16 protein-coding genes are annotated in these 12,780 nt (G+C 30.1%); all 16 read left to right on the plus strand.

What is annotated here, in order from left to right; all coding sequences use genetic code 11:
• A partial coding sequence (locus tag RT714_RS04930) for a purine-nucleoside phosphorylase (RefSeq protein WP_313756469.1) occupies positions 1 to 490 on the plus strand: 490 nt, incomplete at its 5' end.
• Between the two features lie 14 nt (positions 491 to 504).
• Positions 505 to 1,815: a pyrimidine-nucleoside phosphorylase gene (locus RT714_RS04935; RefSeq protein ID WP_313756470.1), complete on the plus strand. Its 1,311-nt coding sequence runs from the start codon at positions 505 to 507 to the stop codon at positions 1,813 to 1,815.
• Between the two features lie 96 nt (positions 1,816 to 1,911).
• A complete protein-coding gene (locus RT714_RS04940; RefSeq protein WP_313756471.1) occupies positions 1,912 to 3,072 on the plus strand; it encodes a D-alanyl-D-alanine carboxypeptidase family protein in 1,161 nt (386 codons plus the stop codon).
• Between the two features lie 90 nt (positions 3,073 to 3,162).
• Positions 3,163 to 3,750: a site-2 protease family protein gene (locus RT714_RS04945; RefSeq protein WP_313756472.1), complete on the plus strand. Its 588-nt coding sequence runs from the start codon at positions 3,163 to 3,165 to the stop codon at positions 3,748 to 3,750.
• A 10-nt stretch (positions 3,751 to 3,760) separates the two neighbouring features.
• Positions 3,761 to 4,507 (plus strand): segregation/condensation protein A, encoded by a 747-nt coding sequence (locus tag RT714_RS04950; RefSeq protein WP_313756473.1) that lies wholly within the window; start codon positions 3,761 to 3,763, stop codon positions 4,505 to 4,507.
• Between the two features lie 3 nt (positions 4,508 to 4,510).
• A complete protein-coding gene (scpB, locus tag RT714_RS04955; RefSeq protein ID WP_313756474.1) occupies positions 4,511 to 5,056 on the plus strand; it encodes an SMC-Scp complex subunit ScpB in 546 nt (181 codons plus the stop codon).
• A 96-nt stretch (positions 5,057 to 5,152) separates the two neighbouring features.
• Positions 5,153 to 5,668 (plus strand): DUF2953 domain-containing protein, encoded by a 516-nt coding sequence (locus RT714_RS04960; RefSeq protein WP_313756475.1) that lies wholly within the window; start codon positions 5,153 to 5,155, stop codon positions 5,666 to 5,668.
• Positions 5,669 to 5,675: 7 nt separating this feature from the next.
• Entirely contained in the window at positions 5,676 to 6,080 is a 405-nt protein-coding gene (gene ytfJ, locus RT714_RS04965; protein ID WP_313756476.1) for a GerW family sporulation protein, read from the plus strand.
• A gap of 86 nt (positions 6,081 to 6,166) precedes the next feature.
• On the plus strand, positions 6,167 to 7,267 hold the full coding sequence (locus RT714_RS04970) for a D-alanyl-D-alanine carboxypeptidase family protein (protein ID WP_313756477.1): 1,101 nt from the start codon (positions 6,167 to 6,169) through the stop codon (positions 7,265 to 7,267).
• 78 nt (positions 7,268 to 7,345) lie between these two features.
• Positions 7,346 to 8,053 carry a pseudouridine synthase gene (locus RT714_RS04975; RefSeq protein WP_313756478.1) on the plus strand — a complete coding sequence of 236 codons (708 nt, stop codon included), beginning with the start codon at positions 7,346 to 7,348 and terminating at the stop codon, positions 8,051 to 8,053.
• Between the two features lie 17 nt (positions 8,054 to 8,070).
• Positions 8,071 to 8,478 (plus strand): GNAT family N-acetyltransferase, encoded by a 408-nt coding sequence (locus RT714_RS04980; RefSeq protein ID WP_313756479.1) that lies wholly within the window; start codon positions 8,071 to 8,073, stop codon positions 8,476 to 8,478.
• Positions 8,465 to 9,049 carry a class I SAM-dependent methyltransferase gene (locus tag RT714_RS04985; protein WP_313756480.1) on the plus strand — a complete coding sequence of 195 codons (585 nt, stop codon included), beginning with the start codon at positions 8,465 to 8,467 and terminating at the stop codon, positions 9,047 to 9,049. The genes RT714_RS04980 and RT714_RS04985 overlap by 14 nt, the downstream gene beginning before the upstream one ends.
• 1 nt (position 9,050) lies before the next feature.
• On the plus strand, positions 9,051 to 10,451 hold the full coding sequence (locus RT714_RS04990; protein WP_312668269.1) for an oxaloacetate decarboxylase subunit alpha: 1,401 nt from the start codon (positions 9,051 to 9,053) through the stop codon (positions 10,449 to 10,451).
• 172 nt (positions 10,452 to 10,623) lie between these two features.
• Complete coding sequence (locus RT714_RS04995) at positions 10,624 to 10,818, plus strand: 4Fe-4S binding protein (protein WP_072972878.1); 195 nt, start codon at positions 10,624 to 10,626, stop codon at positions 10,816 to 10,818.
• 1 nt (position 10,819) lies between these two features.
• Positions 10,820 to 11,956, plus strand: coding sequence for a 2-oxoacid:acceptor oxidoreductase subunit alpha (locus RT714_RS05000; protein WP_313756481.1), 1,137 nt, complete (start codon positions 10,820 to 10,822; stop codon positions 11,954 to 11,956).
• Position 11,957: 1 nt separating this feature from the next.
• Complete coding sequence (locus RT714_RS05005) at positions 11,958 to 12,779, plus strand: 2-oxoacid:ferredoxin oxidoreductase subunit beta (protein ID WP_313756482.1); 822 nt, start codon at positions 11,958 to 11,960, stop codon at positions 12,777 to 12,779.
• Position 12,780: the final 1 nt, after the last annotated feature.

Here is a 12,780-nt window from a genome sequence, read left to right on the forward strand (position 1 = left end):
CACTAATGCAGCTGGTGGTGTAAATACTGGATTTATTCCTGGAGATTTAATGATTATTAATGACCATATTAATTTCACGGGTCAAAATCCTTTAATTGGAGAAAATTTGAAAGAGTTTGGGGCAAGATTTGTAGATATGTCTAGGGCTTATAATAGAGAATATATAAGAATTGCAAAAAAAGCAGGGGGAAAATTAGGATTAAACCTTAAAGAGGGAGTTTATATGTGGTTTACAGGCCCTACTTATGAAACTCCTGCAGAAGTAAAATTAGCTAGAAATTTAGGTGCTGATGCAGTAGGCATGTCTACAGTTCCAGAAGTAATCGTAGCAAATCATCAAGGAATTAAAGTTTTAGGTATATCATGTATAACTAATATGGCAGCTGGAATACTAGATCAACCTCTTAATCATGAAGAGGTTATAGAAACATCTATGAAGGTAAAGGATGATTTTGAAAAATTATTAATTGAAATAATTAATAATTTTTAATTGAGGTGATATTTATGAGAATGTATGATATTATCAAGAAAAAAAGAGATGGATATTCTCTTACAACGGAAGAAATAAATTATTTTGTTGAAAATTATACTAATGGAAATATTCCTGATTATCAAGCTTCAGCATTGTTAATGGCAATTTATTTTAATAAAATGGATAAGAGGGAAACTCTAGATTTAACAAAGTCCATGATTAATTCTGGAGATACATTTGATTTATCAGGAATAAATGGAATAAAGGTAGACAAACACTCTACAGGTGGAGTAGGAGATAGCGTGACTTTAATTTTAGGTCCAATGATTGCGGCCTGTGGAGTTCCGTTTGTTAAAATGTCTGGCAGAGGTCTAGGCCATACAGGAGGAACTTTAGATAAATTAGAAGCTATTAAAGGTTTTAGAGTTGCTTTAAATAACGATGAATTTGTAAATAATACAAATGATATCAATATTTCTATTTGTAGTCAAACTGGAAACATTACTCCTGCAGATAAGAAATTATATGCTTTAAGGGATGTTACAGCTACTGTTGAAAATATATCATTAATTGCAGGCAGTATTATGAGTAAGAAATTAGCTATTAAATCAGATGCTATACTTTTAGATGTTAAAGTTGGTTCTGGAGCTTTTATGAAAAATATAGATGATGCAATTACTTTAGCTGAGGAAATGGTTGCTATCGGTAATTCATATGGTAGAAAGACAACTGCTGTGGTTACTAACATGGATGAACCTCTTGGCAGGGCTGTAGGAAATGTTTTAGAGGTAAAAGAAGCTATAGAAACTTTACAAGGTAAAGGACCAGATGATTTATTTGAACTATGTTTAGTTTTGGGTTCCAAATTACTGATTCTCGCTGAAAAGGTAAAAGATGAAACAGAAGGAAGAAAAATGCTCATTGAGGTTATAGAGTCAGGAAAAGCATATGAAAAACTTATTGAATTAGTTGAACACCAAGATGGCGATATTTCCTATGTGAAAAATATAGAACTATTACCTAAGGCTAAATATATTTTAGAAGTGAAAAGCGATAGAGAAGGATATATTAAATCTATTAATGCTGAAGAAGTAGGAAAATCTGCTTTAATTTTAGGTGCAGGTAGGGAAACAATAGACTCTCAATTGGATTTATCTGTTGGAATTATTTTAAATAAAAAGGTAGATGACAAAATTGAGATGAATGAACCTTTAGCTTATATTCATGCAAATGATTTAGAAAAGGCCAAAGATGTAGAAAAAAGATTGAAGAAAATTTTTATTATAGGTGATAAAAACATTGAAAATAAGCAGTTAGTTTATAGGGAGATAAATCACATTTAATTACTATAACCAATTAATGTTATTGTTCATTATCCTGTATAAATAAGGAATTTTGTGGATAATATAAAAGCAAACACATGAAATGGAGGTAATAGGTTGAAAAGAAGACTTGTATCCATTATGTTATTGCTTTTAATATCAACCACTTCTATTCCTTTTGAAGCCTATGCGGATACTGATTTAAATATCAATGGCAAGTCCGCGATACTTATGGATGTTAATACAGGAGCTATAATTTACAAGTTAAATGAACATGATAGATTAGCTCCTGCCAGCATAACTAAGATAATGACTTTATTATTGGGAATGGAAGCAGTAGACTCTGGCAGAATAAAATTGACTGATAAGGTAATGGTTAGTGAATATGCTTCTAAAGTAAAAGGTTCTACTGTTTTTTTACAGGCGGGAGAAACTCAGATTGTAGAGGATTTGTTTAAGGCTATAGCCATTAGGTCTGCTAATGATGCTTCTGTTGCATTAGCAGAGCATATTGCTGGTTCCGAAGATATTTTTGTAAAAATGATGAATGAAAAGGCTAAGACATTGGGCATGGAAAATACTAAATTTCATAATGCCAGTGGTATGCCTAATGACAATCACTATATTTCTGCATACGATGTAGCATTGATGTCTAAAGAATTGTTAAAGCATGAAAAGATTCATCAGTGGCTAACTACTTATATGACTGAAATGAAAGTAGGTAAAAATAAATCTAGTACTCAGGTTATGGTAAATACTAACAGATTAATCAAAGAATATGATGGAGCCACAGGAGTTAAAACTGGTTCAACTAATGAGGCTGGATTTTGTTTGTCTGCATCAGCTAAACGAGGGAATTTAGAGTTAATAGCAGTTGTTATGGGAGTAAATAATTCTAAGCTTAGATTTGATGAGGCAAAAAGAATGTTGGACTATGGTTTTGCCAATTATGAATCTATTACTATAGGAAAAAAAGGAGATATTATTGCTACATTGCCTGTAGAAAAAGGTAAACTGAAAGAAGTAGATCTTATGCTTTCTAAAGATTCTCATATATTATTACCAAAAGGAGAAAAAGCTGAACTTGTTAAAGACATTATTTTACCTGATATAGTAAATGCACCTATACTAGCTGGTGATGAAGTTGGTGAACTTGTAATTAGTATAGATGGTAAGGAAGCTGATAAAGTAAAATTAATTTCTAAAACAAATGTTGAAAAGGCTAATTTATTTAATATGTTAAATAAGACAATAAAAAATTATTTAAGCATAAGATAAAATTAACATAAAGAATTTATATAACCTCGACTTTAATGAGTCGAGGTTGTATAATGTTATAGTATAGGTTATTAGAAAAGGGGAATCAGGATGAATATTATTTATAATTTACCAGGTCTTTTTATAGCTATTATATTCCACGAGTTAGCCCACGGATTAACAGCATATTGGCTAGGGGATAATACAGCAAAAAATGCGGGAAGATTGACATTAAATCCCCTTAAACATGTGGATTTGGGAGGATTTCTCTGTTTAGTTATATTTAAATTTGGTTGGGCCAAGCCTGTTCCAATAAATCCATTTAATTTCAAGAATAGAAAGAAAGATACTATCTTAGTATCTTTAGCGGGACCAATATCTAATTTTATAATTGCAATTATTATTGGATTTATTTTATCTTTAAATATAATAACTAATGCTGTATTTTTTAAGGTTCTTTTTATAACTTTATGGTATAACATTATGCTAGGAGTATTTAATTTACTTCCATTTCCTCCGCTGGATGGATCTAAGATTGTTGCATCTTTACTTCCTAGTAAAATAGAGTATTATTTCTATAAATATGAAAGATATTTGTATATGATTCTTATAGTTCTTATAGCTACCAATATCATAGATAGAATAATGAGCCCTATTATAGATGTTATATTAAATTTACTAATTTCAATAATAGGGTAGGAGTATTTATATGGACTATAAAATAACAATTGATGCATTTGAAGGACCTATGGATTTGTTGCTTCATCTTATTGATAAAGCGGAGATAGATATATATGATATACCAATTAATCTTATAGCGGAGCAATTTATTGAATATATTAGACAAATGGAAGAGTTGAACTTAGATGTAGCTAGTGATTTTTTGGTAATGGCAGCTACATTATTAGAGATTAAATCTAAATTGCTTCTTCCAAACAAAGTTAGTCCTTGCGATACTCAGTTGGAGATGGAGGAAGTAGACCCTAGAGCAGAGCTTGTAAGGAGATTGGTTGAATATAAAAGGTATAAAAATATAGCGGAAGAGTTACGAATATTCGAAAATATACAATCCAAAGTTTATTATAAGCCAAAAGAAGATTTAATGGATTTTGAAGATAAAGAATTTCAGCTTGAAGAATTAAACATAGACTTATTATTAAAATCCCTGAGCAATATTATTGAAAAAAGGAACAAGGAAAATAAAGTTTTAGACATTAGTGAAATACAGAGAGATGAATTTACATTAGAAGAATGTATAAAGGATATAAAACAAAAACTTAATATAGACAGAATATTAAAATTTAGTTTTTTCCTAGATGAAAATAGTACTAAAAAAGAAATTATAACATATTTTCTATCTATTTTAGAACTAATCAGAATGAAATATATAAATGTAATGCAAGAAGAAGATTTTTCAGATTTAATTATTCGTAGAAGAACAGAAGAGGAGCAGTAGTTTATGGATAGTAAAGAACTTAAATCTATAATTGAATCTTTATTATTTACTTGGGGTGATCCCTTGGATATTAAGGACATATCATCTATTTTAGAAGTTGATGAGAAAGAGCTATCTAATATTATGCAGGAAATGATAGATGAATTCGATTATAATATGCGGGGAATTAAAATAATAAAGGTAAATGATTCTTATCAATTGGGAACTAGACCAGAGAATTTTGAATGGATTAAAAAATTATCAAATCCTAAGGTAACAAAAAATTTATCTAATGCAGCTTTAGAAACATTATCAATTATTGCTTATAGACAACCTATTATTAAATCGGATATAGAGGCAATAAGAGGTGTAAGATGTGACAAGGCAATAGAAACATTAGTGGAGAGAGGTATAATTGTAGAGGTTGGACGGCTAGAAAGAGTAGGCAGACCAATATTATATGGGACTACTGATGTTTTTTTAAGGTGTTTTGGCTTAGAAAGTTTAGATGATTTACCTCCTTTAAAAGATATTGTAGATGATATAAACAATATAAATGTGGAAAAATAATACTAAATTTAGTATTATTTTTCTTTTTTTTGGAAATATATAGATATTAGTCACAAAGGAAGTGATACTATTATATATGTTTTTCTTTTTATACTCTTGTGTTTAATAATATTTCTAATACCATTTAAGATTAAAATTTATTATGAGTTTATCAATAGCTCAAAATATAAGATAACTCTTACATATTTATTTGGTTTTATTAAAAAGGAGATTGCTTCTACGAATAAATATATAGAGAAAGATAATGCTAATAGATATAATAATTTAAAGTTAAATTATATTAGGCTTATTCAACATTTTATTAACAAAGGAAAAATGGAAAAGCTATATTTTACAGTCAATATTGGCTTTAATAGTGCTAGTTTATTAGGCATATCCATAGGTATTATTTGGGCTATGATTAACAGTATGTTTATGTATTTTCTTAATGATTATGATATAGATAGAATTTATGATAAGGATATACAAGTAAATCCAAGATTTAATCAAGATATTTTTGAGTTGTTTTTTTTATGTATAATTAAAGTAAATTTGGTTTATATTATTATTGAATATATTAAGATATTAAAGATGAGAAAAGGTGGTGAGAGTATTGCCAGAACATCCAATTGAAGGATTAATGAAAACGACAATGACTAGCTTAAAAGAAATGGTAGATGTAAATACTATTGTAGGCGATGCTGTACATGCAGCAGATGGTTCTGTGATAATACCAGTTTCTAAGATATCATTTGGATTTGCATCAGGTGGAAGTGAGTTTAGTAGAGATAAAAAAAATAATATGTTAGATGGAGATTTTCCATTTGGTGGAGGAAGTGGAGCAGGTGTTTCTGTATCACCAGTAGGATTTATTGTTGTAGGGAATGAACAGATAAAGTTACTAACAGTGGATGAAGGTAGTAGTGCTCTAACAAATCTACTTGGATTTGTTGAGAAAATGGCGGGTAATTTACAGCAGTCCTTTGCTAGTAAAAATAACAATACTAATACTCAAGAAAATATGAATTGTAATGAAATACATTAGAAATTCACAAATTATTTTCTATATTAGGAGCAGGATATATATCTTGCTTCTTTTAAATTAAAGTGGATTGATAGGAGGTTATCTCAATGAAAGTATATAAATATATAGCTTTGATATTGATAATAATTTTAAGTTCTAGTATAGTATATGGTGAAAATTTAAGTTTAAGTGCTGAATCTTGTATATTAATAGAGGGGCAAACGGGAAGAATACTTTATGAAAAAGATGCACATAGAAAAATGCCAATGGCAAGTACTACAAAGATTATGACAGCTTTAGTTGCGCTAGAAAAAGGAAGTCTGGATGATAAAGTGGTTATTAAGAATGAATGTGTGGGTATAGAAGGGTCTAGTATATATTTAAGAGAGGGAGAAGTTATCACCTTAAGGGATATGCTTTATGGTTTGATGCTAAGATCAGGAAATGATGTGGCAGAAGCTATAGCCTTACATATTAGTGGAAGTATGGATAGTTTTGTATCCTTAATGAATGAGAAGGCCAAATCAATAGGAGCATTAAATACAAATTTTGTTAACCCTCATGGTTTGCACAATGATTTACATTATTCAACTGCTTATGATTTAGCGTTGATAACAAAAGCAGCATTTTCATATGATGAATTTGCTAATATTGTAAAGTCCAAGTCCTATGTTTCAGATAGAATAGAAAATAATTATTTTTATAATAAAAACAAAACTTTATGGGAATATAATGGTGGAGACGGTGTCAAAACTGGATATACAACTAAATCAGGTAGGTGTTTAGTTTCATCAGCAAGTAAAAATGGTATGCGTCTTATAGCAGTATCTCTTAGGGCTGGTGATTGGTTTAATGATAATTATAAATTATTGGACTATGGATTTAATAATTATAAACAATCTTTTATATACGATAAAGGACAATTTCTAAAAAAACTAAATGTAATTAATGGAAACAAGGGATATGTTGATTTAGTTACTGAGAAAACTTTTTTTTATCCATTGAAAGAAGGAGAAAGAGAGAAGGTAAAGATTAGTATAGATATTCCCAGTGATATTGAAGCTCCTATAGGAAAAGGAGATAAAATAGGTTATATTTACACATATTTAGATGGTCATTTAATAAATAAGAGTGATTTGATAGCTAAATCTTCTGTAAGAAGGATTAATTCTATAGAGAAACTTTTTAATAATATTAAGTTTAAATAGAATTATATGGAATATGAATTTACATTCCAATGGAAAAGGGGTAATATAGTAATACAAGATGTTGAAAGGGGCTTTAAAATGAGATTACAAAAATATATTGCATTATGTGGTGTAACTTCAAGAAGGAAGGCAGAAGAATTAATAGTAGAAGGTAAAGTAAAGGTAAATAACAAGGTGATTAAGGAGTTAGGCACTACTATAGACCCAGATAAGGATATAGTAAAAGTAAATGATAAACGAATTCAAGTTGAAAGAAAAAAAGTTTATATCATGTTAAACAAACCTATGGGGTTTGTAACTACTTTAAAGGATGAGAAAGATAGAAAAATAGTAACAGATTTAATAGAGGATGTGAAAGAGAGGATTTATCCTGTAGGAAGATTAGATACAGATACTACAGGGCTTTTGATTTTAACTAATGATGGTGATTTGGCTTATAAGCTTACTCATCCAAGTAAAGAAATATTAAAGAGATATATAGCTATTGTAGATGGTGTGCCAAATAAAAGAGAATTAGAAAAATTTAGACATGGACTGATAATTGACGGTAGAGTTACTTCTGAGGCTTATATAAAAATAGCCAAGAGATATGAAACTGAATCTATTCTTGATATTTCTATACATGAAGGAAGAAATAGACAAGTAAAAAAAATGTGTGAAGCCATTAACCATCCTGTTAAAAAATTAAAGAGGATTGCTATAGGTGAGTTAGAGCTTGGTGGTTTAGATATAGGAAATTGGAGATTTTTAGAAAATGATGAAATTGAATATCTAAAGAAACTTTAGTTATAGTAGGTGAAGATATGTTATTATTCCGAAATTATAAAATAGATGAGATTGACAAAATAAAAGAAATTTTAAATAAAGAGGGGATTGAGGATTTACTTATAGAAGATATTGTTTATGTTGTTTTAGAGGATAAGGAATTAATTGGAGTGGGGAAAGCAATAGAAAAGGATGAAAAATGGATATTACAATATTTAGTAATTAGACATGATAAACGAAAACAAAAATTAGGAGATGGACTTTTTAGGGCAATACTAAATAAACTTTATAACCAAGGTGTTGAAAAGATTTATTGTAGTTCCGTTAATACTTATTTGATAAAACAAGGGTTTATCCTAAACTGTGATAATCAATTAGAACTGAATATACATGATTTTTTTAATAAAGGCTGTAGTTGTTGTGGAGGATATAATGAATTACAATGAAATCATAAATACTTTAAAGATATCTAGAGATATAATTTATAATTGTGTAAAAGAAGGACATACTGTAGTTGATTGTACTGTTGGTAATGGACATGATACAGTTTTATTGGCTGAATTAGTTGGTTCAAATGGAAAGGTCTATGGATTTGACATTCAAAAAGAGGCGTTAGAGATAACATTTGAAAAATTGACTTGTGAAAACCTAAACAATAGGGTAATATTAATAGAGAATGGTCATGAAAATATTGATTTATATATTGATGAAAAAGTAAATTTTGTTATTTATAATTTAGGATACTTACCTAAGGGAAATAAAGACATTAAAACTTCTAAAGACACAACTTTAGTATCTTTAGAAAAATCGCTTAATTTATTGAAAGATAATGGAATAATTCTTATTACTTGTTACATAGGTCATGAAGGTGGACTTGAAGAAAAGAATGCAGTAGAAGATTTTTTAAAAGGACTTGATCAAAAAAAATATAATGTAATAAAATATGATTTTATCAATCAAAGGAATTATCCACCTATTTTATATGGAGTGGAGAAAGCTAAAACTAGGAGGGACTAAAATGGCAGGTGTAAAAATCACAGACACAATTTTAAGAGATGCTCATCAATCTTTGATAGCAACAAGAATGAGATTAGAGGATATGCTTCCTATAGCAGAAAAACTTGATAATGTTGGGTTTTATGCATTAGAAGTATGGGGAGGCGCTACATTTGATTCTTGCTTAAGATTTTTAGATGAAGATCCTTGGGAAAGATTAAGGGCGCTTAGAAAGGTGTTTAAAAAGACGAAACTACAAATGTTATTAAGAGGTCAAAATCTTTTAGGATATAGACATTATCCTGATGATGTAGTAGAGGAGTTTGTGAAAAAATCAATTGAAAATGGAATAGACATTATTAGAGTATTTGATGCTTTAAATGATATTAGAAATATAAAGAAATCAATAGAAGCAACGAAAAAATATGGGGGACATGCTCAAGCAGCAATTTCTTATACAACAAGTCCTATACACAATATAAAGTATTATGTAAACTTAGCTAAAGAGATGGAGAGTTTAGGAGTTGATTCAATATGTATTAAAGATATGGCGGGAATTCTTCTTCCATATCCAGCAAAAGAATTAGTTAAGGAAATGAAGAAAGCAGTAAAAGTACCAATAGAAGTACATTCCCATTTTACAAGTGGAATAGCAAATCAAACCTATATGCAAGCTATAGAAGCTGGAGCAGATATTATAGATACTGCAATATCACCTTTAGGAAATGGTACATCTCAACCTGCAACAGAGCCAATGATTGCATCTTTAGAAGGTTCTCCTTATTATCCTAGTGATATTGATATGAAATTATTGTTAGAAGTATCAGATTATTTTAAAGGATTGAGAGATAAGTATCTAAAAGAAGGGTTACTTAATACTAAAGTATTAAATGTAGATGTAAATACATTAATATATCAAGTGCCAGGCGGTATGCTTTCCAACTTAGTATCACAATTAAAAAGTCAGGGTAAAGAGGATAAATTTGATGAGGTTTTAAAAGAAGTTCCTAGAGTAAGGGAAGATTTTGGGTATCCTCCTTTAGTAACTCCAATGAGTCAAATGGTTGGAACACAAGCAGTATTTAATGTAATACTTGGGGAGAGATATAAAATGGTACCTACTGAAGCTAAAAATTATGTGAAGGGCTTATATGGTAAACCAACCTTACCTATATCAGAAGAAATTAAAAAGAAAATTATTGGTGATGAAGAAGTATTTACAGGTAGACCTGCTGATTTAATGGAGCCTCAGTTAGATGAGTTTAGAAAAGAGATTAAACAATATATTGAACAAGATGAAGATGTTTTGACTTATGCTTTATTTCCACAGGTAGCTATAGAATTCTTTAAGCAAAGACAAGCCAAAAAGTATAAAATAGATACAGAATTATTAAATGAAGAGTTTCAAACATATCCAGTTTAAAATGAGCCTTTAAAGGCTCATTTTTTCTGTAATAAATATTATCAATATGAAGTTAAACTTGCAAAATAAATATTAATCCATTAAAAATGAAATAAAACTTGCAATAGATATTTTGTTTTGATATTATTATATTAAGAAATAAATACATCATAAGGGGGAAATAAAATTGTCGATGAAGACAGAAAAATCTCTTACAGTAGATAAAAATTGGTGTAAAGGATGCGGCATTTGTGTTGCATTTTGTCCTAAAAATGTACTTGAAATAAAGGATGGAAAAGTTAATATTAAAGATTTAGATTCATGTATAAAATGCGGACAATGTGAACTTAGATGTCCAGATTTTGCTATTTATTTAGGGGGCGAATAAGATGACCGAAAAAAGTATTAAATTGATGCAAGGTAATGAAGCTTGTGTAGAGGGGGCTATTGCTGCAGGTATGAGGTTCTATGCAGGATATCCTATAACACCATCTACTGAAATCGCAGAGCTTTCAGCTGAAAGATTACCCAAAATTGGTGGAAAGTTTATTCAAATGGAAGATGAAATAGCCAGTATATCTGCTACTATTGGTGCTGCTATATCAGGAACTAAAGCTATGACAGCAACCAGTGGTCCAGGATTTTCTCTTAAGCAAGAGGGCATAGGATATGGGGTAATAACTGAAACACCTTGTGTGATTGTAAACGTTCAAAGAGGTGGCCCAAGTACAGGTTTGCCAACAGCTCCAGCTCAAGGTGAAATTATGCAAGCTAGGTGGGGAACTCATGGAGACCATTCCATTATAGCTTTGTATCCATGGTCAGTGAAGGAAATTTATAAAACAACTATAAGAGCATTTAATTTAGCGGAAAAATATAGAACTCCAGTAATTCTTTTAATGGATGAAGTAATCGGACATATGAGAGAAAAGATAGAGTTATCTGATGAAGAAAAAATAGAAATATATAATAGAAAGAGACCAAGTTGTTCACCAGAGGAATATAAGCCATATAGAGTACAGGAAGGAGATATCGTTCCTGAGATGGCTGGCTTTGGTGAAGGATATAGATTTCATGTAACAGGGCTAGTACATAGCGAATCAGGTTTTCCGTCAGGAAACGAAAAAATAGCTGAATCCTTAATTAATAGATTAATAGATAAAATAGAAGATAATGTAGATGATATTGTGGAAGTACAAGAATATTTACTAGATGATGCAGATGTTGCTATCGTTGCTTTTGGTTCCACAGCGCGTTCTGCTAAATCAGCTATAGATGCCTTAAGAGAGCAGGGAATAAAGGCAGGTTTATTTAGACCTATTACCATTTGGCCTTTAGCAGAAAAACAATTAATAGATTTATCAAATAAAGTTAATCGTATAGTAGTTGTAGAAATGAATATGGGTCAATATTTCTTAGAAGTAGATAGGGTTGCAGGAAAGCATGCTAAGGTGGAGAAATATGGCAGGGTTAATGGAGAGCTTATAACTCCAGAAGAAATTATTTCTTTTATTAAGGAGGTTTAAAATGCCAAGTCAATTAGTTAACGAATATTTCAGAACTGAAAATCTACCACATATTTGGTGTCCGGGATGTGGTAATGGTATAGTTACAAGGGCCATAGTTAAAGCTATTGATAATTTAGGATTAAATAAAGATAAGGTTTGTATAGTATCAGGAATTGGATGTTCTTCACGAGGTTCTGGATACTTAGATTTTAATACCATACACACTACTCATGGAAGAGCACTTGCTTTTGCTACTGGTATAAAGTTAGCTAATCCAGAGTTACATGTGATTGTTATAACTGGAGATGGAGATTCATCTGCTATTGGTGGAAATCATTTAATTCATTCTGCTAGGAGAAATATAGATATTACTACTATTGTATTTAATAATAATACTTATGGGATGACAGGCGGACAATATTCTCCTACAACGCCTACAGGAGATAAAGGTACTACTGCTCCATATGGAAATATTGATGCTAATTTTGATTTGTGTGAACTTGCTAAAGCAGCGGGAGCCACTTATGTAAGCAGAGGTACTATATTTACTGCTAATATGTTAATAAAACAAGTAGAAGAAGGAATAAAAAACAAAGGGTTTTCATTTATTGAGGCTGTAACAATTTGTCCAACTTACTATGGAAGGAAAAATAAAAAAGGTGAAGCAATAGATATGATGAAATATTTAAAGGAAAATGCTATAAATATAGCAGCCTATGATAAATTAACTGATGAGCAAAAGATAGGTAAATTTGTTGTAGGAGAATTATATAAGAGTGCTAGACCAGAATATACTGAAGAATACCAAAAAATAATTGAATCTTTTTCAAAGGAGAGATAGA

It is taken from the genome of Tissierella sp., assembly GCF_032104385.1.
Taxonomy (GTDB): Bacteria; Bacillota; Clostridia; order Tissierellales; family Tissierellaceae; genus Tissierella.

Excerpts from the sequence above, each read along its gene's own strand:
- RT714_RS05005 (WP_313756482.1), top strand. The coding sequence starts at position 11,958 with ATGCCAAGTCAATTAGTTAACGAATATTTCAGAACTGAAAATCTACCA.
- ytfJ (WP_313756476.1), top strand. The coding sequence starts at position 5,676 with ATGAAAACGACAATGACTAGCTTAAAAGAAATGGTAGATGTAAATACT.
- scpB (WP_313756474.1), top strand. The coding sequence starts at position 4,511 with ATGGATAGTAAAGAACTTAAATCTATAATTGAATCTTTATTATTTACT.
- RT714_RS04970 (WP_313756477.1), top strand. The coding sequence starts at position 6,167 with ATGAAAGTATATAAATATATAGCTTTGATATTGATAATAATTTTAAGT.
- RT714_RS04975 (WP_313756478.1), top strand. The coding sequence starts at position 7,346 with ATGAGATTACAAAAATATATTGCATTATGTGGTGTAACTTCAAGAAGG.
- RT714_RS04950 (WP_313756473.1), top strand. The coding sequence starts at position 3,761 with ATGGACTATAAAATAACAATTGATGCATTTGAAGGACCTATGGATTTG.
- RT714_RS04990 (WP_312668269.1), top strand. The coding sequence starts at position 9,051 with ATGGCAGGTGTAAAAATCACAGACACAATTTTAAGAGATGCTCATCAA.
- RT714_RS04995 (WP_072972878.1), top strand. The coding sequence starts at position 10,624 with ATGAAGACAGAAAAATCTCTTACAGTAGATAAAAATTGGTGTAAAGGA.
- RT714_RS05000 (WP_313756481.1), top strand. The coding sequence starts at position 10,820 with ATGACCGAAAAAAGTATTAAATTGATGCAAGGTAATGAAGCTTGTGTA.
- RT714_RS04935 (WP_313756470.1), top strand. The coding sequence starts at position 505 with ATGAGAATGTATGATATTATCAAGAAAAAAAGAGATGGATATTCTCTT.
- RT714_RS04985 (WP_313756480.1), top strand. The coding sequence starts at position 8,465 with ATGAATTACAATGAAATCATAAATACTTTAAAGATATCTAGAGATATA.
- RT714_RS04980 (WP_313756479.1), top strand. The coding sequence starts at position 8,071 with ATGTTATTATTCCGAAATTATAAAATAGATGAGATTGACAAAATAAAA.
- RT714_RS04945 (WP_313756472.1), top strand. The coding sequence starts at position 3,163 with ATGAATATTATTTATAATTTACCAGGTCTTTTTATAGCTATTATATTC.